The 21808-nt window shown below is 62.1% G+C and carries 20 protein-coding genes; 11 read left to right on the top strand and 9 right to left on the bottom strand.

Translation table 11 applies throughout. The features are described 5' to 3' along the window. Positions 1-130: 130 nt before the first annotated feature. Positions 131-616, bottom strand: coding sequence for an NUDIX hydrolase (locus BUC24_RS22560; protein WP_073222286.1), 486 nt, complete (start codon positions 614-616; stop codon positions 131-133). 219 nt (positions 617-835) lie between these two features. Here BUC24_RS22560 and BUC24_RS22555 point away from each other — a divergent pair, with 219 nt between their 5' ends. From BUC24_RS22555 to BUC24_RS22530, 7 genes are all read left to right on the top strand, one after another. Beyond that, positions 836-1948 carry a Re/Si-specific NAD(P)(+) transhydrogenase subunit alpha gene (locus tag BUC24_RS22555; protein WP_073222284.1) on the top strand — a complete coding sequence of 371 codons (1113 nt, stop codon included), beginning with the start codon at positions 836-838 and terminating at the stop codon, positions 1946-1948. A gap of 37 nt (positions 1949-1985) precedes the next feature. Beyond that, positions 1986-2345 (top strand): aspartate 1-decarboxylase, encoded by a 360-nt coding sequence (gene panD / locus BUC24_RS22550; RefSeq protein ID WP_073222502.1) that lies wholly within the window; start codon positions 1986-1988, stop codon positions 2343-2345. A gap of 30 nt (positions 2346-2375) precedes the next feature. Next, positions 2376-2693 (top strand): NAD(P) transhydrogenase subunit alpha part 2, encoded by a 318-nt coding sequence (locus BUC24_RS22545; RefSeq protein ID WP_073222281.1) that lies wholly within the window; start codon positions 2376-2378, stop codon positions 2691-2693. Continuing rightward, positions 2690-4147 carry an NAD(P)(+) transhydrogenase (Re/Si-specific) subunit beta gene (locus BUC24_RS22540; protein WP_073222279.1) on the top strand — a complete coding sequence of 486 codons (1458 nt, stop codon included), beginning with the start codon at positions 2690-2692 and terminating at the stop codon, positions 4145-4147. The genes BUC24_RS22545 and BUC24_RS22540 overlap by 4 nt, the downstream gene beginning before the upstream one ends. A 282-nt stretch (positions 4148-4429) precedes the next feature. After that, positions 4430-5017, top strand: a complete 588-nt coding sequence (locus BUC24_RS26395; protein WP_178372606.1) for a protein tyrosine phosphatase family protein — start codon at positions 4430-4432, stop codon at positions 5015-5017. Further along, the gene (locus tag BUC24_RS27025) at positions 5014-5169 is read left to right on the top strand and encodes a hypothetical protein (protein ID WP_178372605.1); all 156 of its coding nucleotides are present in this window, start codon (positions 5014-5016) and stop codon (positions 5167-5169) included. The genes BUC24_RS26395 and BUC24_RS27025 overlap by 4 nt, the downstream gene beginning before the upstream one ends. A gap of 217 nt (positions 5170-5386) precedes the next feature. Further along, entirely contained in the window at positions 5387-6703 is a 1317-nt protein-coding gene (locus BUC24_RS22530; RefSeq protein ID WP_073222276.1) for a reverse transcriptase family protein, read from the top strand. Between the two features lie 10 nt (positions 6704-6713). Here the strand turns inward: BUC24_RS22530 and BUC24_RS22525 are convergent, their stop codons facing one another. From BUC24_RS22525 to BUC24_RS22505, 5 genes are all read right to left on the bottom strand, one after another. Continuing rightward, positions 6714-7625, bottom strand: coding sequence for a GGDEF domain-containing protein (locus BUC24_RS22525; RefSeq protein ID WP_073222274.1), 912 nt, complete (start codon positions 7623-7625; stop codon positions 6714-6716). 61 nt (positions 7626-7686) lie between these two features. After that, positions 7687-8835, bottom strand: a complete 1149-nt coding sequence (locus BUC24_RS22520; protein WP_073222272.1) for a UbiH/UbiF/VisC/COQ6 family ubiquinone biosynthesis hydroxylase — start codon at positions 8833-8835, stop codon at positions 7687-7689. Then, positions 8832-10166 carry a Xaa-Pro aminopeptidase gene (gene pepP, locus BUC24_RS22515; RefSeq protein ID WP_073222269.1) on the bottom strand — a complete coding sequence of 445 codons (1335 nt, stop codon included), beginning with the start codon at positions 10164-10166 and terminating at the stop codon, positions 8832-8834. Before pepP ends, BUC24_RS22520 begins: the two co-directional genes overlap by 4 nt. Beyond that, the gene (gene murU / locus BUC24_RS22510; protein WP_073222267.1) at positions 10163-10879 is read right to left on the bottom strand and encodes an N-acetylmuramate alpha-1-phosphate uridylyltransferase MurU; all 717 of its coding nucleotides are present in this window, start codon (positions 10877-10879) and stop codon (positions 10163-10165) included. The genes pepP and murU overlap by 4 nt, the downstream gene beginning before the upstream one ends. Before the next feature lie 13 nt (positions 10880-10892). Continuing rightward, entirely contained in the window at positions 10893-11939 is a 1047-nt protein-coding gene (locus BUC24_RS22505) for an aminoglycoside phosphotransferase family protein (protein WP_073222264.1), read from the bottom strand. Between the two features lie 107 nt (positions 11940-12046). Here BUC24_RS22505 and BUC24_RS22500 point away from each other — a divergent pair, with 107 nt between their 5' ends. The 4 genes from BUC24_RS22500 to rsmA all read left to right on the top strand — a co-directional run bounded on the left by BUC24_RS22500 (position 12047) and on the right by rsmA (position 17543). Then, complete coding sequence (locus tag BUC24_RS22500) at positions 12047-14278, top strand: LPS-assembly protein LptD (RefSeq protein WP_073222261.1); 2232 nt, start codon at positions 12047-12049, stop codon at positions 14276-14278. Between the two features lie 62 nt (positions 14279-14340). Then, on the top strand, positions 14341-15717 hold the full coding sequence (locus BUC24_RS22495) for a peptidylprolyl isomerase (protein WP_083599099.1): 1377 nt from the start codon (positions 14341-14343) through the stop codon (positions 15715-15717). A gap of 3 nt (positions 15718-15720) precedes the next feature. Then, positions 15721-16770: a 4-hydroxythreonine-4-phosphate dehydrogenase PdxA gene (gene pdxA, locus BUC24_RS22490; protein ID WP_073222255.1), complete on the top strand. Its 1050-nt coding sequence runs from the start codon at positions 15721-15723 to the stop codon at positions 16768-16770. Continuing rightward, on the top strand, positions 16767-17543 hold the full coding sequence (gene rsmA, locus BUC24_RS22485) for a 16S rRNA (adenine(1518)-N(6)/adenine(1519)-N(6))-dimethyltransferase RsmA (RefSeq protein WP_073222253.1): 777 nt from the start codon (positions 16767-16769) through the stop codon (positions 17541-17543). Before pdxA ends, rsmA begins: the two co-directional genes overlap by 4 nt. A 433-nt stretch (positions 17544-17976) precedes the next feature. Here the strand turns inward: rsmA and BUC24_RS22480 are convergent, their stop codons facing one another. The 3 genes from BUC24_RS22480 to BUC24_RS22470 all read right to left on the bottom strand — a co-directional run bounded on the left by BUC24_RS22480 (position 17977) and on the right by BUC24_RS22470 (position 21783). Then, complete coding sequence (locus BUC24_RS22480; RefSeq protein WP_073222250.1) at positions 17977-20229, bottom strand: PhoX family protein; 2253 nt, start codon at positions 20227-20229, stop codon at positions 17977-17979. Positions 20230-20504: 275 nt separating this feature from the next. Then, on the bottom strand, positions 20505-21143 hold the full coding sequence (locus BUC24_RS22475; RefSeq protein WP_073222247.1) for a hypothetical protein: 639 nt from the start codon (positions 21141-21143) through the stop codon (positions 20505-20507). 31 nt (positions 21144-21174) lie between these two features. Continuing rightward, positions 21175-21783, bottom strand: a complete 609-nt coding sequence (locus BUC24_RS22470) for a hypothetical protein (RefSeq protein WP_073222244.1) — start codon at positions 21781-21783, stop codon at positions 21175-21177. Positions 21784-21808 lie beyond the last annotated feature (25 nt).

Below are 21808 nucleotides of genomic sequence, written 5' to 3'. Positions count from 1 at the left end.
ATTTTTGACAGACCGCTACATCGTCCTCGCGCAGGCGGGGACCCATAGCACAGTAGCGCAGAGAAATACGCTTTCTATGGGTTGTCGTGGCATGGGTCCCCGCCTTCGCGAGGACGATGTGTCGGTGTCCTTAAATTAGTCCACCCTCGAACACCGAAGGGTGGGTGTGCAGCAGGGCCAGCGGCGCGCGTTTGCCGGCCAGGTAATCGTCCACGCATTGCAGAACCAGCGGACTGCGGTGGCGCTCGGCGCTTGCCACCATTTCGTCGCGCGTCATCCACATGGTGCGCAGGATGCCTTCGTCAAGCGGCTGGTCGTATTCTTCGCCCGCCTCGCCGCAGAACGTAAAGCGCAGGTAGGTCACGTCCGTGCCCAGCCGCTTGGAGGTGTAGCGCGACATGTACATGCCCACCAGGGCGTGCGGAATGAAGTCGTGCGCTGTTTCTTCCATTACTTCGCGCACGACCGCCTGTTCCAGCGTCTCAAGCGGGTCCAGATGGCCGGCCGGCTGATTCAGGCGGATGCCTTCGCTGGTTTCTTCTTCCACCAGCAAAAAGCGGCCATCACGCTCGATGATGGCGGCAACGGTAACGGATGGTCTCCAAGTGTGCGGCATGCAGGTCCCCGAAAATGAGTGCGTCATTTTACCTTGCTCAGCCCACCTGCGCATTTATAGGGCCCGCACTTTGATTTGATACAAGAAAACTGCAAAAAACTGTGACTTTGTAGCGCAATCGGTTTGAATTTCGAGGACCTCATCTAGAAAAAACGAACGATAGTTCTATTTTGAGGTTTCCGTGTAATATCCTAGCCAACTTGTTAATTAGGAGGCGTCATGAGAATAGGCATACCGGCCGAAACGCGGTCGGGCGAAACCCGTGTAGCTGCAACTCCCGAGACGGTCAAGAAGCTCGCCGCCAAGCACCAGGTGATCGTGCAGTCCGGCGCCGGGCTCAATGCCTCCGTGATCGACGAAGCCTATGTGGCCGCTGGTGCGACGATCGGCAGCGCGGCCGAGGCCTTTGGGGCCGACGTGGTGCTCAAGGTGCGCGCCCCCAACGCCGAGGAACGCGCACTCATGAAGCGCGACACGGTCCTGATCGGAATGCTCAATCCTTTCGACGCCGACAACATCGCCGCCATGGCCACCGCCGGCCTGCAAGCGTTCTCGCTTGAAGCGGTGCCGCGCATTACGCGTGCGCAGTCGATGGACGTATTGTCCTCGCAAGCGAATATCGCCGGCTACAAGGCCGTGATGGTGGCCGCCAATACCTACCAGCGCTTCATGCCGATGCTGATGACTGCCGCCGGCACCGTGAAAGCGGCGCGCGTGCTGATCATGGGTGTGGGAGTGGCGGGCTTGCAGGCGATTGCCACTGCCAAGCGCCTGGGCGCCGTGATTGAAGCGTCCGATGTACGCCCACCGGTCAAGGAGCAGGTCGAGTCGCTGGGCGCCAAATTCATTGACGTGCCTTACCTGACCGACGAAGAGAAAGAAATCGCCAAGGGTTCGGGCGGCTACGCCAAGGCCATGCCGGCTGACTGGATGCGCCGTCAGGCAGAGCTGGTACACGAGCGTGCCAAACTGGCCGACATCATCATCACCACCGCTCTGATCCCGGGCCGTCCGGCGCCGGTGCTCATTTCCGAAGAAACCGTCAAGGCCATGAAGCCGGGTTCCGTGATCGTCGACCTGGCGGTTTCGCAAGGCGGCAACTGCCCACTGTCGGAATTGAACAAAACCGTCACCAAGCACGGCGTGCACATTGTGGGCGAGCCTGATCTGGCTACCCTGGTGGCGGCTGATGCATCGGCCCTGTACGCGCGCAACGTGCTCGACTTCCTCAAGCTGATCATCGACAAGGATGACAAATTGGTGATCGACCGCGAAGACGAAATCCTGAAACCGACCCTGGTCTGCGCAGGCGGCGAAGTGCTGCGCAAGTAATCTATTTAAAACTGAAAGAAAGAAGTAAAAGATGTCCATGCAACGAGTAATGCTGCGTTCCAAACTCCACCGCGTCACCGTCACCCAGGCCGACCTGCACTATGAAGGTTCCTGCGGTATCGATGCCGATCTTCTGGAAGCAGCCGATATCTGGGTCAACGAGAAAATCGAACTGTACAACGTCAACAACGGCGAGCGTTTCGCAACCTATGCAATCGAAGGCTTGCGCGGCAGCGGCTGCATCCAGTTGAACGGCGCGGCAGCGCGCAAGGCGCAACTGGGCGACCTGCTGATCATCTGCACCTACGCGCCGATGAACGAAGAACAGGCGAAGGCGTACACCCCGAAGGTCGTATTCGTTGATGGGAACAATAAAATCACGGGAATGAAAAAGTAATTTTTCAAAAATAGCTAAGAGGGAGGCAACATGGAAGTCAGCCACACCATCATCAATCTCATCATCTTCGTATTGGCCATTTACGTCGGCTACCACGTTGTGTGGACCGTTACGCCTGCGCTGCATACGCCGCTCATGGCCGTGACCAACGCGATTTCGGCGATCATCATCGTTGGCGCCATGCTCGCTGCCGGTCTGACGACCGGTATCGTCGGCCAGATCACTGGCACGCTGGCGGTAGCGCTGGCGGCAGTCAATGTGTTTGGCGGCTTCCTGGTCACCCAGCGCATGCTGGAAATGTTCAAGAAGAAGGAGCCAAAGGCGCCTAAGTCGGGAGATCACGCATGAATTTCATCACCATGAATATGGTCACGATGTTCTACCTGATCGCCTCGGTGTGCTTCATCCAGGCGCTCAAGGGCTTGTCCTCGCCGGCGACGGCGCGCAAGGGCAATGCCTTCGGCATGATCGGGATGGCGATTGCGGCAGTGACCACGGTAGCGCTGATCCTCAAGCTCAAGGCCACCGCAGTGCCGGACGGCGGTCTGGGCTTCGGCCTGGTGCTGCTGGGCGTGGTGGTCGGTGGCGGCATTGGCGCCTTTGCGGCCAAAAAGGTCGAGATGACCAAGATGCCGGAACTGGTAGCAGCGATGCACTCGCTGATTGGTCTGGCCGCAGTGTGTATCGCGATTGCCGCGGTGTCGGAGCCGTCGGCCTTTAACATCGCCAAGCTGGGCGAGGCGCTGCCCTTCGGTAACCGCCTTGAACTGTTCCTGGGTACCTTCATCGGCGCGGTGACCTTCTCGGGTTCCGTGATCGCCTTCGGCAAACTGTCGGGCAAATACAAGTTCCGCCTGTTCCAGGGTGCGCCAGTCAGCTTCCCTGGTCAGCACATGATCAACCTGGGCGTGGCCATCGCCATCGTGGTACTGGGTCTGGTGTTCTGCTTTGATTCCGGCACCACGCCAGCGTGGACGCCGTTCATCATCATGGCTGTACTCTCGTTTGTGCTCGGCGTGTTGATCATCATCCCGATTGGCGGCGCCGACATGCCAGTGGTGGTGTCCATGCTGAACAGCTATTCGGGCTGGGCGGCTGCCGGTATCGGCTTCTCGCTCAATAACTCGATGCTGATCATCGCCGGTTCGCTGGTTGGTTCGTCCGGTGCGATCCTGTCGTACATCATGTGCAAAGCGATGAACCGCTCGTTCTTCAACGTGATTCTGGGCGGCTTTGGCGGCGAGGCCGCGGCGGCCAGCGGCGGCGCGCAAGAACAGCGTCCGGTCAAGTCGGGTTCTGCCGACGATGCCGCCTTCATCATGAGCAATGCCGAAACCGTGATCATCGTGCCGGGCTATGGCCTGGCGGTGGCACGGGCACAGCACTCGCTCAAGGAACTGGTAGAAAAGCTGACCCACAAGGGCGTGATCGTCAAGTACGCGATTCACCCTGTGGCAGGGCGCATGCCGGGCCACATGAACGTACTGCTGGCCGAAGCCGAGGTGCCGTACGACCAGGTATTCGAGATGGAAGACATTAACGGCGAATTCGGTCAGACCGACGTGGTACTGGTGCTGGGCGCGAACGACGTGGTCAACCCGGCCGCCAAGGATCCGAAGTCGCCGATTGCCGGCATGCCGATCCTGGAGGCGTACAAGGCCAAGAGCATCATCGTCAACAAGCGCTCGATGGCTTCTGGTTACGCTGGGCTGGATAATGATTTGTTCTATCAGGCGAACACGATGATGGTGTTTGGTGATGCGAAGAAGGTGATTGAAGCGATGGTCAAGGCTGTCGAATAAGCGGTCCCGCATCGGGAGAAAGCACCACCCCTTAAAGGGCTGGTGCTTTTTTTCATTCGCGCCCCCGTTACATCGTCCTCGCGCAGGCGGGGACCCATAGCCAGTTTGAGTCATCATTGAGCATATGTGGCATGGGTGCCCGCCTTCGCGAGCACGATGTGGTTATTGAAAGTAGCTGTTCAAGCTACCGTCAGTAGCGCCGCCTGCGCCTTTGGGCTGTGTCGATTGCGGGAAGTCCCTTCGTCGATACACTGTTCAATTACAACAGCAAAGCAAAAACCCATGAAGCATTTCACCAACGGGAGAGTATTTTTCGGCGCGCTGGTCGCCGGAATGCTGTACATCCTCATTAGCGCGGGCTACGAAAAGTGGAGCGCCGCAGCGGCGACCGATGCACTGCGCACCCGCGCCGGGCTGCATCCCCTGACTGAATCCATCTCGGTTTCCGAGCAACTGACCGTCCGCCAACTCAAGTCCGTGCGCCAAAGCGGCTACGCTACCGTCATCGACCTGCGTCCCGACGGCGAAGCAGTAGGACAGCCCGACGCCGCCACCATGCGCAAGGTCGCCGCCGCCAATCAACTGGCCTTCGTGTATGTGCCAGTGCCACATGGCGCGATCCCTGATACAGCCGTCGAGGCCCTGGGCCAGGCCCTGGCCAACAGCCCGCGGCCGATCCTGTTGTACTGCCGCAGCGGGCGCCGAGCTGCCCGTACCTGGAGTCTGGCGGAAGCGTCGCGCTCGGGCGGACCTGAGGCGGCGCAGATTCTGGCGGCGGTCAAGGCAAGCGGCCAGTCGGCCGATGATCTGGCGGGCGCAATCGGCCAGCGGGTCGCGCAGCGTGCATCGCTGCAGCAGGAGGAAAAATGAATTCGCCGCTCGCAAACACGTCTTCGACCGCGGTCGCAACCGTATGCCAGATCGCGGGAAAATTGATTCTCGCCGGGATGGGAGTAGGCACCGGGTTGGTCATCGGCCTGATCGTCGGGATCGGCACCGGCATCGTCGAGTTCAGCTGCTGACACTATTGCCGCGTTGACCTTTTGGTCGTCGTGCCTTATTCTGCGCGCAGCGGATCCTTCAAGCAGACAGGCTTTCGTCTTGTAAAAGGCGAGTCTCCATGGGGTTACCCCATGAAATTTTTAATGTTTTGCATTTCATCGCAAGAGATTCTGTGTGCTTCGCACACGGGCACTCGAGCGTCACAAGTACGTTGAAGGCTCTCCGCCCCTGCTATTCATGATCCCAGCCCATTCAGTTGCATTGGCATTGGCCGACACCATGCTCGCTGGTGCCGCTGGGGTGGCGGCACTCATTGGGAGCGCCGCCCGAGCATTCGAGGTAGAGCACAAGTGGGTCCCGCCCTTGTGTGAAGCGATTCATGTACGCACCGGCGAACACTTTCATTCTTTTAGCAGGATGGAGCTGGCGGCCATCATTCTCGACGATGAACATTTTCTTGGCGCCTGGGAGAATGGCAAGGCGCCGCCTCAGATCCGCCGTTACTGCATATCGCTACCCGTGGTACCCGAGCAGCCGGCATGGCTGGTGGCGCTGGCGTTGCCCGCTATTCCTACCGTCGGCGACCTGGCGCGCTGGCTTACGGTCAGGCCTGATGAGTTGGGCTGGTTCGCCGATCAATTCCGCCTCACACATGACGCAACATCGCGCCTGCAGCACTACCATTATCGCTGGCTGCCCAAGCGCAGCGGTGGCTGGCGCCTGATCGAGATCCCCAAGCAGCGCCTGCGCGCGATGCAGCAAAAGATCCTGCGCGAGATTCTTGACCTGGTGCCGGCCCATTCTGCCGCACACGGTTTTCGGCGTGGTCATTCGTGCGTCACGCACGCGGCGCTGCATGTGAACCAACGGGTAGTGATCCGCATGGATCTGAAGGATTTTTTTCCGAGCATTCCCGCTTCGCGCGTACATGCGATGTTCGTCAAGCTCGGTTACTCGCAGAGCGTGGCGGGCGCACTGGCCCGGCTCTGCGTGAACCGCACACCGGCGGGTGCCGCCGCCGCAGTGGACATCAGCTGGGCAGAGCGGCAGGCCCTGCGATCACCGCATCTGCCGCAAGGCTCGCCTTGTTCGCCTGCGCTGGCCAATGCCTGTGCCTTCCGCCTCGATATCCGTCTGCAGGCGCTGGCAGCGTCAATGGGTGCCGTGTACAGCCGTTATGCCGACGACCTGGTGTTCTCGGGCGATGCGCAACTGGCGCGCGCGCTTGACCGCTTCCACGTCCGCGTGGCCGCCATTGCGCTGGGAGAGGGCTTTCGGGTCAACACCCGCAAGACGCGCATGATGGGTGCGGGCGTACGCCAGCAAGTGACGGGGATTGTTGTGAACTGCCGTCCGAATATCGCGCGCGACGAATACGATGCGCTGAAGGCGACGCTGACCAACTGCGTGCGTCACGGCCCCGCCTCGCAGAACCGCATCGGGCATGACAACTTCCGGGCCTATCTGGAGGGGCGCGTCGCCCACGTTCACATGGTGAACCCGGCGCGTGCGGAACGCCTGCGGAATCTGTGCGCCGCCATTGTCTGGCCATAGCCGCACTGGTCTACTTCTGCTCGACCCGGTTGCGTCCCTTGTTTTTGGCCTCGTACAGCGCCTTGTCGGCCTGCGACAGTGATTCGGAAAGACTGCCGCCAAACGCCGCCAGTCCAATGCTGATGGTGATGTTGAGCGCCACGCCCGTGGTGGTAATGACCGGGAATCCCTCGACCGCGCGGCGCATGCGCTCGGCCACAGCCAGTGCGGTTTCCGGACGCGCGTCAGGGAACAGCATGCCGAATTCTTCGCCGCCAATGCGCGCCACAAAGTCCGATGCACGGGCCGCCTGGGTCAGCACGGCGCTGACGGCATTGAGCACTTCGTCGCCCACCGGATGCCCATGCTCGTCGTTGACCTTCTTGAAGCGGTCGATGTCAGCGATGCCGACCGTGATCGGCGCGCCACTGCGCTTGGCACGGGCCACGATGCGGCCCGCTTCAATCTCGAAGGCGCGGCGGTTGGGCAGCCCCGTGAGTGCATCGCTCATGGCTTGCCGTTCCAGCTGCTCCAGCAAGGCCGTGTTCTTGGCTTCGGCCGCGCGGCGCGCGCGCAGATCGGTCATGAAAGCGCCGTAATAATGGACGCCGTCGACTGCGCCCAAATCCAGCGCCTTCATTTCGACGGGGATCATTTCACCGGTGCGGTGGCGGATGGCAAACGCCCGCACGCTCCCAAGGATATCGGCCTGCCTGGTGTTGGCAAGGAAGCGCTCGATATAACCCTGCTCCTGTTCGCCGTACGCTTCGGGCATCAGCCCTTGCAGCGGCTGGCCGATGGCCTCGCCCGGGGCGTAGCCCGACAGGCCCTGCATGGCGCAATTCATGTAGCGAATACAGCCGCCGGCGTCGATGACCAGCACCGCATCGAGCGATTCTTCGATGAGGCGCGAAACAATCGAGATGGGCAGGGTGTCGATCATGCTTCATTCTCGCACCACAGTCGTGCAGGCGCAACTGCTTGCTGTAACCGGCGCGCAGGCCTCAGCGGCGCCCGAACATCATCAGTTCCGCCAGCAGTGCGCGCGCAGGCGCCACCGTGTCAAACACGCCCAGCGACAGGCCCAGCAGCGCTTGCGCTGGCCCGGTGCCGGCAAACGCCCGTGCCATGGCGTCGGTCAGGCCGACGGTGATGCGGCGGTCGGCCTGGCGGGCATCGGTAAATTCCGCCAGCTGCTCAGGTGTGGCGCCCTGGCCAAGCAGGCGCGCCAGTACAGCCGCGTCGCGCAGGCCCAGATTCAAGCCCTGGCCAGCCACCGGGTGCAGGGTCTGCGCCGCATTGCCGATGGCGACTGTGCGCGCTGTGGCGGCAGGGTTGGCATTCAACCCTAATTTATATGAGGCCCGCGACGAGGTGGCAGTGAATCGGCCCAGGCGGGTGCCAAACGCATCGCCCAGTCGGGCCAGAAATGCGGCGTCGTCCAGTTGCAGCAGTTGCTCGGCCGTCTCCGGCCGCACACACCAGACCAGGGCGTACTGCTTGCCGTCGCTGCCGTCCTGCGGCAGCAGTGCCAGCGGGCCTTCGTCGGTAAAGCGCTCGTAGGCGCGGTGCGCAATCGGGGTGCTGGTGCTCACGCGCGCAATGACGGCAGTTTGCCGGTAGTCGCGGGTGAGGGCCTTGTTATCCTGTTCGCCGAAAACCCCGCCCTCGGCTTGCACAACCAGTGCCGCATCGAGCACGCTGCCGTCATCGAGTTGCAGACTAACACCGTCCGTGTGTTCCAGGTGGCCCGTCACGCGGGCCGGTCGCACGACCGTGATGCCGGCTCGTTCGCAGGCGCCAGACAAGGCCGTCACCAGTTCGCCGTAGCGGGTGACATAGCCAAGCGCGGGTACATCGTGTTCGCTGCGCTCGATCATGCTGCGTCCGAAATGGCCGCGCCGTGAAATATGAATGTCGTGAATCGCGGTGGCGGGAATCGGCCACGCGCCGATTTCTTCGAGCAGCATGCGGCTGCCGTACGACAGCGCGATCGAACGCGGGTCGCTGATGGCGGCGCTAAGCGACTTGGCATCGATCAGCGCAATGCGCGAACCCGCCATGCCGCGCCGGGCCAGCAGGGCTGCCAGGGCCATGCCAACCGGGCCGGCGCCGCAGATGGCCACGTCAATCGTGTTGTCGGTATCGGTCATGCGCCGCCTCCCATGGCACGCTCGATGTCGGCCACTGTCTTGGGCGCGGCGTTGCTCAACACCGTGTGGCCGCTGGCCGTGACCAGGACGTCATCCTCGATGCGGATACCGATATGCCAGTATCGCTCGGGCACCCCTGGCGCCGGGCGCACGTAAATGCCCGGTTCGACCGTCACTACCATGCCTGCCTGCAGCGCACGCGATGGTTTGCCTTCGGCCTGCAGATCGCGGTAAGCGCCGGCGTCGTGCACGTCCAGGCCCAGCCAGTGGCCGGTGCCATGCATGTAGAACTGCTGGTGTGCGCGTTCGGCGATCACGTCGTCGACGCTGCTGTATTTTTTCGCATCGAGCAGACCCAGATCAAGCATGCCCTGGGCCAGTACGCGCACGGCAGCGTCGTGCATGTCGCTGTAGATGGCGCCCGGCCGAATGACAGCCAGTGCTGCCTCCTGCGCTGCCAGCACCAGCTCGTACAGGGTTTTTTGCGGTGCCGAGAAGCGCCCGTTGACGGGATAGGTGCGCGTGATGTCGGCCGCATAGCTGTCCAATTCGCAGCCGGCGTCGATCAGGATCAGATCGCCGTTGCGGCTTTGCGCATTGTTGCTGTTGTAGTGCAGGATGCAGGCATTCGCGCCGGCTGCCACGATCGGTGTATAGGCCGGCGCCTGGGCGCCGTTGCGGCGAAATTCGTGCAGCAGTTCCGCTTCGATTTCGTATTCGTACATGCCGGGCCGGGAGGCGCGTATGGCGCGCAAGTGTGCCTGGGCCGAAATGGTGGCGGCACGCTGCATCAGCGCCTGCTCCGCCTCGTCTTTGATGACGCGCATCTCGTCCAGCATGGCCAGCAAGTCGTGGGCCACCACGGGCGCGCTAATGCCGCTGCGCGACAGGCGGCGCACGTTTTGCAGCCATGTTTTCATCTGCAGATCGAGCGTGCTGCTGTGGCCCAGCGCGTAATACGCAGCCGGTGCGTTCGACAGCAGGCGCGTCATCTCTGTATCGAGTTCCTCGATCGGGAAGGCAGCATCAAAGCCGAAGGCGGCGCGTGCACCATCCGGGCCGTGGCGGATGCCATCCCAGATTTCGCGCTCGGGATTTTTGGGACGGCAGAACAGGATGGACTGGGCAGCGGCGCCAGCGCTGGCAGCGGCCAGTACCAGCACGCTGTCAGGTTCCGTGAAGCCGCTCAGATAGTAAAAATAGCTGTCGTGCCGGTAGGGATAGTCGCTGTCGCTGTTGCGCGCTACTTCTGGCGCGGTGGGGACGATCGCAACCGCGCCCGGCGTCATCTGCGCGAGCAGGCGCGCACGGCGGGCAGCGAAGTGCGTCATGGTGCGGCCTTGGACAGGGGAGCGTTCAATTCCTCGAGCTGCTGCACCGTGCCCACGTTGACCCACGGGCCTTCGTAAATCTCGCCGCCCACTTGCCCCTTGTCGGCCCAGGCGCGCATCAGCAGGCCCAGTTTGGCGCTCTCGCCCGGGGTGATGTCCTTGAACATGTCAGGCCGGTACACGCCGATGTTCGAGAAATTCCATTTCGGGTCACCCTGATTGCTCACGTCGTACATGTTCAGGGCAAAGTCGCCGTTCGGGTTGTGGAACGGGTTGGGCGTGAGGTACAACCAGCACACGTCGCGCTTGTCGGCCGGGTAGGGAATGCCCAGCACGTCCTTGTCGTGCAGGACGTCCTTGACCTGCTCAAAGTCGAAATAGGGGCAGTAGATGTCGCCTGACAGCACCAGGAAAGGTTCGTCGCCCAGCAGATGCAGGGCGTAGGCGATGCCGCCGGCTGTTTCCAGCGCCTTGTCCTCGCGCGACCAGACGACCTTGGCCCCGTACTGGCTGCCGTCGCCAATGGCTTCTTCCAGCATGTGGCCCAGGTGCGCATGGTTGATCACGATGTCGGTGATGCCGGCCCGGACCAGATTGAGGATATGCCACACGATCAGGGGACGTCCGCGCACCTTGAGCAGCGGCTTGGGACAGGTATCGGTCAGCGGGCGCATGCGCTCGCCGCGGCCAGCGGCCAGGATCATTGCTTTCATTGGTGCCCGGGTATCAGAAGGTGTAACCCACTTGCGGCGCCTTGTCCTCGAAGGTATCGAGCAGGCGCACCAGCGGCTTGAGCACGCTGTAGCGGTTGCAGGTTTTGCGCACGTAGTCGCTCACGGTGGGCAGGTCGCCCAGATAGTTGGCTTTGCCGTCACGGTAATTCAGGCGGCAGAAGATGCCCAGAATTTTCAGGTGGCGCTGCAGGGCCATGAATTCGAAGTCGCGGTAAAACGCATCGATGTCGGGATTGACCGGCAAGCCCACTTGCTTGGCGCGCTGCCAGTAGCGCACCACCCAGTCGAGCACGATTTCTTCGTCCCACTGCACGTAGGCGTCGCGCAGCAGCGAAGCCAGGTCGTAGGTGACAGGGCCGAACACGGCATCCTGGAAGTCGAGCACACCCGGGTTGTGCTGCTCAAGGAACATCAGGTTGCGCGAATGGAAATCGCGGTGCATGAATACTTGCTGTTGTGCCAATACGTTGGCGATGATGGCCTCGAACACGCCATCGAGCTGCGCCTGTTGCGCGTCGTTCATGGTGATACCCAGATGTTTGCCGATGAACCATTCCGGGAACAGTTTCAGTTCGCGTTCGATGAAGGCGCGGTCGTACTCGGGCAGCTTGCCCGGCTCGCTGTGCAGCTGGAATTTGATCAGCGCGTCGACCGCGTCCGAATACATGAATGGCGCGTTGTCCACCGTCAGGCGCTGCAGATAGGTGGTCGTGCCCAGATCGGACAGCAGCAGAAAGCCATGTTCCACATCTTGCGCCACGATGGCCGGCACCGTGACGCCTGCTTCCAGCAGCAAACCTTGCACGTGAATAAAGGCTGGTACGTTTTCGCGCTCGGGCGGCGCGTCCATGGCAATTAAGGTGTCGCCCAGCTTGGCGCGCAGCGCGGGCACCACGTCGAGCCGGAAATAACGGCGGAAACTGGCATCGGCAGAGGCTGGCCGGCGCGTTTCCAGCTGCACCAGACCGAGTGGGGACAGCCATGTGCACAGCTGCTCGAGGCGGGTGTCGGATGGGGTGGCAGGGGAGGTGGTTGACATTGAAGACATGAAACTAGCCGTAGAATCCGGTGAAAGGTGAAGATTCCCATATAATAAGGGATTCAACTCAAAAAATCGCCTGTCATGGTGTTTGAACCCGTCTTTTCATGAGCTGGTTTTCGGCTGCTCCTCCCTCCCAGCGTTGGGCCTATGCCCTTTCCGCGCTCGTTACCGCCTCCGCGGTGCCGGCGTTCGCCCAGGTCCCGCCCAAAAAGCCGCGGGTTGAAGATCCCAATCCCACGGTGTATGTCCAGGCCGAGGAGATCAGCGGCCGTCCCGACCGTGAAATCGAACTCAACACCGACATCGAGCTGGTGCGTGGCGAAACCCGGGTCACGGCCGATACCGCCTGCTTCAAGCAGGTGGAAAACGAGGTCACGGCCAAGGGCAATGTGCGCATGTGGCGCTTTGGCGACCAGTACCGCGGCGACGAGCTGCAGTTGAATATGTCCTCGGGCAAGGGCTGGGTCTTGCGCCCCGAGTACAAGATGGAATTGAACAACGCCCAGGGGCAGGCCACCCGGCTCGACTTCATCAGCGAAGATGAAGCCTTTGTCACCGACGGGACCTACAGTACCTGCGACGGTCCCAATCCGGACTGGTACCTGCGTTCCTCGACCCTGCGTCTGGACGCCGGGCGCGATGTCGGCGTTGCCGGCACCACGGTGGTGTATTTCAAGGGTGTGCCGATTCTGGGCACCCCGGCGCTGTCGTTCTCGCTGTCGGGCGCGCGCCGCTCGGGCTGGCTGCCGCCAAGCATTGGCTTTGGCTCCAAGGGCCGGGCCGAGGTCGAGGTGCCGTATTACATCAATATCGCACCAAACCGCGACCTGACCCTGTACCCGCGTTTCATGCTGGACCGCGGCCTGCTGATGGGCGCGACGGGGCGCTACATGGGCGACACCGAAAGCGGTCGCTACCTGGGCACAACCCACGTCGAGTTCCTGCTCAATGACAAACTGACCAAGACCGACCGCTGGCGCGTCAAGTCCGAGCACAACCAGGCATTGACGCCGCGCTGGTCATTTGGCTGGGCCCTCAATGGCGCCTCGGATGACAATTATCCAAGCGACTTCTCAAAGTCGGTCTCGGCCAGCGCCGAGCGCCAGCTGCTGCGCGAAGTGCGCACCGAATATGCAGGCAAGTACTGGAATATGAGCCTGCGCGCGCAAAATTACCAGATCCTGCAGGATCCGCTGTCGGTTACCCGGCCTGAACTGTTTGTCAATCGCCCGTATGCCCGCCTGCCCGAGCTGAACTTCCATGCCGGTCGTTACGACGTCGGCGGCTTCGACTGGTCGGTCGATTCGCAGATCACGCGTTTCTCGCATCCTGACGTGGTGACGGGCAACCGCGCGGTGCTGGTGCCGCAACTGAGTTACCCGATCGTGCGGCCAGGCTACTTCATTCGCCCCAAACTGATGGTCAATGCCAGCGCGTACCAGCTGGACAGCGACCGCGTCCTGGCCGATAACCCGACCAGCCTGAACCGCACACTGCCGACCTTCTCGATCGACAGCGGCCTGGTATTCGAACGCCCGACCACCTTCCTGGGCCGCGAAGCGACCCAGACGCTTGAGCCGCGCCTGTTCTATGTGTACACCCCGTACAAGGACCAGAGCAAGTTCCCCAATTTCGACACCGCCGAGGCGAGCTTCAACTTCTCGCAGATCTTCAACGAGAACCGCTTTGTCGGCTACGACCGCATTTCGGACGCCAACCAGATCACCGCGGCACTGGTGTCGCGCTACCTGGACCCGAATGGCGCCGAGCGTCTGCGCCTGGCCATTGGCCAGCGTTTCTACCTGAACGACCAGCGTGTTCAGCTTAGTTCGGCAACGCCGGTCAGCGACAGCCGTTCCGACGCGCTGGTGGCTGCCTCGGGCCGGATTTCCGAAAGCTGGGCCTTTGACAGCGCAGTACAATACAATGCGAGCACCAGCAGCGTGGTCAGCTCCAATTACGGCCTGCAGTGGCAGCCGGGCGAGAAAAAAGTGATCAACGCGGAATACCGCTTTGTGACCAAAATCCTGAAGAACGTGGACCTGTCGTCGCAATGGCCGCTGACGGCGCGCTGGTATGGCGTGGGCCGGGTCAGTTATTCGCTGCTCGACAAAAAGATCGTCGAAGGCTTGATCGGGCTCGAATACAAGGCCGATTGCTGGGTATTCCGCATGGGCGCCCAGCGCTTCGTGACCACCACGCTGAACACGTCGACCCCGATTTTCTTCCAGCTCGAACTCAATGGCTTGTCCAAGCTTGGTTTTGGCAGCCCGCTGGAATCGTTCTACAAGAGTATTCCCGGCTACTCGCGCCTGAATCAGGGTGCGGGCCGCTAAGCGAGATGTTGGATTTTTTATTCACCTGAATAAGTGCTTCCCCGATTATGCGTAAAGTTCGTATGCACCAACTCAAGATCGCCGCGCTGCTGCTGTGCGCCGTCAGCGCTGGCCAGGCCGGCGCCCAGACCACGCCTGCCGCCACGCCGCCGGCAGCGGCCGCCAAGCCAGGCGCCGGCTTCATCCCGCCTGGCGCCAAGACCGGCAATGCCATTGATTCGATCGCCGTTGTCGTCAATGATGATGTCATCACCCGCAACGAAGTGGCCACCCGCATCAAGGCGATCGAAACACGCATGAAGGCGCAGAACGCGCCCATGCCCGATCCGGCCGACATGCAACGCCAGGTGCTCGAAGCAATGATCGTCGAGCGCGCCCAGTACCAGCTGGCCAAGGAAATGGGCATGCGTCCGGTCGACGACACCCAGCTGGACCGCGCCATCGGGCGCATCGCCGAGCAGCAGAAAATGTCGGTCCAGGACATGCGCAACGCCATGGAAAAGGAAGGCATGCCGTTTGCCACCTTCCGCGAAGAGATCCGCAACGAGATCACCATGCAGCGCCTGCGCGAACATGAAGTCGACAACAAGATCCAGATCTCCGAAGCCGAAGTCGATACCTACCTGGCAGCCGAAAAAGCCGCTGCGGCCGACAAGGTCGAGATGAACATCGCCCAGATCCTGGTGCGCATCCCCGAAAATTCCTCGCCCGAGCAAATTGCTGCGCGCAAGGCGCGCGCCGATGAAGCGGTGCGCCAGATCCGCATTGGCGGCGACTTCGGCAAGATCGCCGGCACCTATTCCGATGCCAGCGACGCCCTGTCGGGCGGCGCCGTGGGCTGGCGTGATCCGGACCGCTTGCCGCCTGTGTTTGCGGAAGCGCTGAGCAAACTCAAGCCGGGCCAGGTCACTCCCATCATCAAGAGCACGACCGGGTTCCACATTCTCAAGCTGGTGGACAAGCGCAATCTGGCGCAAAGCGACGAGAAATCGATCGTTGAGCAAACCCGCGCACGGCATATTCTGCTCAAGGTCACCCCGACCATGAGCGCTGACGCAGCCAAGAAGAAGCTGGCGGAACTGAAGGAGCGGCTTGACAACAAGGCAGCCACCTTCGAAGAACTGGCGCGCCTGCACTCGAACGACAACTCGGCCACCAAGGGCGGCGACCTGGGCTTCCTGTACCCGGGCGACACCGTGCCGGAATTCGAAAACGCCATGAAAGCGCTGAAGCCGGGCGAAATTTCAGGCGTCGTCGAAACCCCGTATGGTTACCACCTGATCCAGGTGGTCGAACGCAAGAGCGACGACCAGACCAAGGAAAAGAAACGTGCCGAAGCACGCCAGGTGATCCGCGACCGCAAGCTGGCCGAAGCGACCGAAGCCTGGCAGCGTGAAGTGCGCGACCGCGCCTATGTCGAGTTCCGCGACGAGAAGTAAGCCGTGAGCAGCAACCCGGCCCGGCCCGCGATCGCCGTTACCATTGGCGAGCCGGCCGGCATCGGGCCTGAAATTGCCATCCGCGCTGCCTGGGCTCTGCGCGAGCAGGCCAACTGCGTGCTCATTGGCGACGCTGCCTTCCTGGCCCTGACGGCCAGCCTGATTGACCCTGCCATTGCGCTGGCTGCGCTGTCGGTGCAAGCGCTGCGCAACAGCGGTCTGCCCCATTTCGGCGCCCAGCGCCTGGCCGTGATCGATGTGCCGCTGGCAGCGCACGTGGTGCCAGGCAGGCTCGATCCCGCCAACGGCCGCGCCGTGCTGGCCACGCTCGACCTGGCCATCGAAGGCGTGCAGCAGGGCTGGTTCGACGCGATCGTGACCGCACCTCTGCAAAAAAGTACCATCAACGACGCTGGCGTGGCGTTTTCCGGCCATACCGAATACCTGGCCGACAAGACCGGCACCGCGCAGGTGGTGATGATGCTGGCCGGCGCGCCCGGCGCCGGCAAGGCGCCACTGCGGGTGGCGCTGGCCACCACCCATTTACCGCTGGCGGCAGTGCCGGCCGCGCTGACCCAGCCTTTGCTGGGCCGAGTGCTCGACATCATCGACGCGGATCTGCGCCATAAATTCGGGTTGCCCGCGCCGCGCATCCTGGTCACCGGGCTGAACCCGCATGCGGGCGAGAACGGCTATCTGGGACGGGAAGAGATCGACACCATCGGCCCTGCCATCGAACAGGCGCGTGCGCGCGGCATCGATGCACGCGGGCCGTACCCGGCGGACACCCTGTTCCAGCCACGCTACCTGGACGACGCCGACTGCGTGCTGGCGATGTACCACGACCAGGGCCTGCCCGTCCTCAAATACGCCAGCTTTGGCCAGGGCGTCAACATCACGCTGGGCCTGCCCCTGATCCGCACCTCGGTCGACCATGGCACCGCACTGGACCTGGCCGCGCGCGGCTTTGGCCTGGCCGACTGCGGCAGCATGGAACAAGCGATCCGCAGCGCGCTCGCCATGGCACTTCATTCTACGAAAAGAACAACATGAAACACGTCGCCCGCAAGCGTTTCGGTCAGAACTTCCTGACCGACAAACTCGTCCTCGATAACATCATCGATGCCATTGGCCCCAATCCGGGCGAGGCGATGGTGGAAATCGGTCCCGGCCTGGCCGCCATGACGGCGCTGCTGCTCAAGCGCCTCGACCACATGCATGTGGTCGAACTGGACCGCGACCTGGTGGCACGCCTGGAAAAGACCTTCCCGCGCGAGAAGCTGACGATCCATTCCGGTGACGCGCTCAAGTTCGATTTCGGCCAGATCCCGGTGCCGCCAGGGCAGAAGCTGCGCGTGGTGGGCAACCTGCCGTACAACATCTCCAGTCCGCTGCTGTTCCATCTGGCCGAGTTTGCGCATCTGATCGAAGACCAGCACTTCATGCTGCAGAAGGAAGTGGTCGAGCGCATGGTGGCCGAGCCGGGCACCAAGGCGTACGGGCGTTTATCGGTGATGCTGCAATGGCGTTATGACATGGCGCTGCTGTTCATTGTGCCGCCCACGGCCTTTGATCCGCCGCCGCAGGTGGAGTCGGCCATCGTGCGCATGATCCCGACCCGCACCAAGCTGGCCTGTGATGGCCCGACCCTGGAAGCGGTGGTGATGAAGGCGTTCTCGCAGCGGCGCAAGGTGATCCGCAATTGCGTGGCGGGGATGTTCACCGAGGCGCAGCTGGTAGAGGCCGGGATCAACCCGACCGACCGGCCCGAGAACGTGAGTCTGGCGCAGTACGTGGCGCTGTCGAATTTGCTGAAACCGGTTTAACCGCACCGTTGAACGACATCGCCCTCGCGTAGGCGGGGGCCTATTCCACGTCATCGAATCCGGAGATGTGGAATGGGCCCCCGCCTTCGCGAGGGCGATGTGGTGGTGAAGGCGTTTTCGCAGCGGCGCAAGGTGATGAGTCGGGCGCAGTACGTGGCGCTGTCGAATTTGCTGAAACCGGTTTAATCGCACCGTTGAAAAACATCGCCCCCGCCTTCGCGAGGGCGATGTGGTGGTGAAGGCGTTTTCGCAGCGGCGCAAGGTGATGAGTCGGGCGCAGTACGTGGCGCTGTCGAATTTGCTGAAACCGGTTTAATCGCACCGTTGAAAAACATCGCCCTCGCGTAGGCGGGGGCCCATTCCACTTCACCGAATCCGGACATGTGGAATAGGCCCCGCCTCCGCGAGGGCGATGTGGTTTTAGCGGCAGGACTTAGGTGCCGATGCGGCCACCGTCGTTCTTGGTGATCACAATGGTCGACGAGCGCGGACGCTTGCCGGCACCGTAACCGGCATTCGACGGCCACTGGCTGGTGTATTTGGTCGGGTCGCCAATGTTGGCCAGCGCGGTGGTCTCACCCGGATGCTGGATATTGATGAACATCGACTTGCCGTCCGGCGTTTCGGTAATGCCCGTGATTTCGCTGCCCACCGGTCCCACCAGGAAGCGCTTGAGCGTGTCCGCCGTCGGCTTCTTGCCCACGAACGTGTCCACCGCCACCGCGCCGCCGCCGGCCTTGGTGTAGTTCAGCGTGGCCTTGGCGCCATCGCCGACCTGGCCTGGAATGGCGGCCAGCATCATGCAGTTGGTGACGTCGGTGTAGGCGCCATCATCGGTCTGGATCCAGCAGATGCCGGTGTAGGGACTGAAGGCCAGGCCGTCCGGGCTCGAGAAGTCCTGGTCGGCGGTCAGGGCCGACAGGTTGATGGTGCCGCTGTCGGCCGTCGCCTCAGCACCAAACAGATATACGTCCCAGGTAAATGCCGTGGCCGCGCCGGCGCCGCTACCTTCTTTCATGCGCAGGATATGCCCGTTCGGATTGCCTTTTTGGGCGCTGGCGCCCTTCATGTCGGTATAGGCGCGCGGATTGGCTGCATCTGGCACCAGCAGCGAGCTGCCGCTGGCGTCAATGGTGCGGTTTGAGTTGTTGGTCAGCGAGTAGTAGATTTCACCATTCTTGGGATTGACCGAGCACCACTCGGGGCGGTCCATCTTGGTTGCGCCCACGGCGTCCGCGGCCAGACGAGCATTGACCAGCACGTCAGCCTGGTCGGCAAACGCGTAGCCGGCGTAGGTGGCGATGGCCGGATTGGCGATCGCCAGCTCCACCCACGCGCCGCTGCCGTCGGCATTGAACTTGGCCACGTACAGTTTGCCGGCGTCGAGGTACTTGTCGCCAATGGCGATACGGTCGTTGGCCTGCGCATCGGCCGCATTCCAGGTGGCGCTGGAGACGAATTTATAGATGTATTCGTTGCGCGAATCGTCGCCCATGTACACGGCCAGCGGCTGGCCGGCAACCACCGGACCAAAGGCGGCACTTTCGTGCGCGTAGCGGCCCAGCGCGGTGCGCTTTTTCAGCGCGCGTGTCTTGTCGTACGGGTCCATTTCGATGATGTAGCCCAGGGCATTGAGTTCGTTGCGGTAGTCATCGCTGCCATCGAGCGAGGCACCCTTGCGGCTCAAGTCCCAGCGCGCGTACTTGTCGTCGGCGCCGCCAGTTTCCCAGCCGTGGCGCGAGGTCGCACCCTGATTGCGGCCGTAGCGCTTGAGCGAAGCGACGCTCTTGTCATTGCGGGCAGCGTCGTCGCTGGCCGAGCGCACAAAATAGCCAGCCCAGTTCTCTTCGCCACTGAGGTAGGAGCCCCACGGCGTGCGTCCGGTACCGCAGTTGTTCAGGGTGCCGCGCGTTTTGGTGCCGTTGGCCGAGTACTTGGTCACGGCCAGTGCGTTGCCGCGTACGGGACCGGACAGCTCGACTTCGGTCAGCGGGGTCACGCGGCGGTTGAAGGCCGAATCTTTGACGTAGGTCCAGGCGTTGCCGGTCTTCTTGACTTCCACGACAGCCAGGCCATGCACCGCCACTTCGCGGTCAACTTCAGCAGCAGGACGCGGCAGGCTGGAGGTACCGCCATTGGCATGCAGGAAGTGCGAGGACAGTTTTTCGTCGGTGGTCGCTTCGTGGTTGATGGCCAGCAGACCGCGGTCGGAACTGCTGTTCGAGGCGGTGCCGGTGCCGGACAGGCCATAGAACTCCATGCCGTCGTGGTGGTCGCCCGAACGGTTGTCGAAATCGGCGTCGCTGCCATCGTTCTTGAAGGCGGTGGCGCCGTTCACGATCGGGTCGCCCAGGGCGATCAGGACCGAGGCGGTGTAACCGGCAGGGACCGTGACCATGTCGGCCAGGCTTTTCGAGACGGCGCTGAAGGCCAGCAGTTTTTCCACCGGCGCGGGCGTCGGTACCGGTGTGACTGGCGGCACCTGTGTGGCTGGCGGCGTGGTCGGGGCCGGATCGCTGCCGCCACAGCCGGACAGGCCGACCACGCCCAGCGCAGCGGTCGCGGCAGAGGCCATACTGCCGCGCAGCAGGTTGCGGCGGCTCATGCGCGCTTCCAGCACCGTGCTGAAGTGCGGATTGGACGTGTCGTTGGTGTCGCTGTCGTGGGAATCGATCGGCTTGGTCATATTGTCCTTAGAGGAAACGTGGTTGTTTGAGCAAGCGAGGATTGTAGACAGCGTGTATGACGTGGCCGTGACGGCACTATGACAGGCTGGTGACACAGGCGCAGGCCTGGCAGGCGGGGGCAAAAAAAAGCCCACTCGGGAGTGGGCTTGAAATCCAATTCTTTTTGAGGAGAGTTGGAGGAGACAAGTTCAGTATGCTGCGGCACAGCATATAAATCTAATTTATCTTTGAAATATCAGTTATTCCAAAAAGAAATATCTCCTCGCCACCCCGCTCAGGGCACGCAGTTGATGTCCACCACCACGTCCACGTCACCCATGGTGCCCGTGTAGCTGAGGTTGTTCGGCCCCATCTTGACGCTGTTGTTTGCTGGCGGCACGAAGGTGCAAGTCAGGCCGGCAGGCTGGGCCGTGATGACCGGGCCAAAGCTCGAACCATAGTCAACAAACTGGAAGGCGTAGGCGGTACTGGCAGCGACCGCGGTGAAGACCGGGCGCGTGCCATTGGTAATTTGCAGGCCGGTGGCAACGCCGGTTGGCTTGATCGCGCCGGTCACGGTTGGCGACACAATTTTGCATTCAACCACAACCTGAATTTTTGACAAGCGTCCGGCCGTGTCGGCCCCGCCGCCCAGCACGCAGGTCTGGTGCGCCGGGAGGGACTTCACGCCGTTGGTGTCTTTGATGATGACGTTGTATTCCTTGCCGTAGTCAAGGGAATTGGGGAAGGTGGCCGTCGTGGTCCCCGGGGCGACCTTCAGCTCGGTACCGGAAATGGTATCGACCAGGATCAGGCCATCGTACAGCACGTCCTTGAAACTGACGTTGATGGTGAAGGTATTCGAGCCGCCGCAGGCGGACAGGCCGATCGCGAGGGCCAGCATCGCCGTTGGGCGCAGAAAGCGTAAATTCATGATTTCTCCAGTATGGGGGCAGTCGCCGCGCTTAAACGCAGGTAATGTTGATCGTTGCATTGTCCGCCGCCGGCATCTTGCCGGTGCCGTTGGCGACGGTGCAGGTCTGGCCGGCAGGCTGATTGAAGATCAGTACGCCGTACGGTGCGTCTTCCGGCACCTTGCCGGTGACGGCGCCGCCGTTGCCCGGATCGACAGTCAGATTGAAGCTGGTGGTGCCGGCTGGAATGGTCTTCTTGTCGGTACCGTTGACCAGCACCAGGCCGTCGCCCGTCAGGCCGCTGATGGTGCCGCCCAGGTGGTAGGTGATCAGGGTGCACTCGACGCGAATCGTCTGCAAGCTGATATTGGTGGCTTTTTTCTTGCCGTTGACCACTTCGCACTTGGTGGTGTTGGGCGGCTGGCCCTGGGCCACGATGTCGAACGAACCGTCAATCGGAATCAGGTCAGGGAAGGAGTACACAGCGCCCGGCGGCACGTCATAGAAATTGCCGCCATTGTTTTGCAGCTTCAGGCCAGGCTTGGTGACGTTCACCAGGGTGACGCTGATTTGCAGCTGGCCATTGTCGCCGCCGCCGCAGGACGCCAGGCCGAGCGCGCACGCGAGCGCCACGCCGGTACGCGAAAAGAAGTGTTTCATGCTTTCTCCAAAAACAAACTGGTAA

It is taken from the genome of Massilia sp. CF038, from assembly GCF_900129765.1.
GTDB lineage: Bacteria > Pseudomonadota > Gammaproteobacteria > Burkholderiales > Burkholderiaceae_D > Telluria_A.
This window is presented reverse-complemented; position numbering and strand designations above follow the sequence as displayed.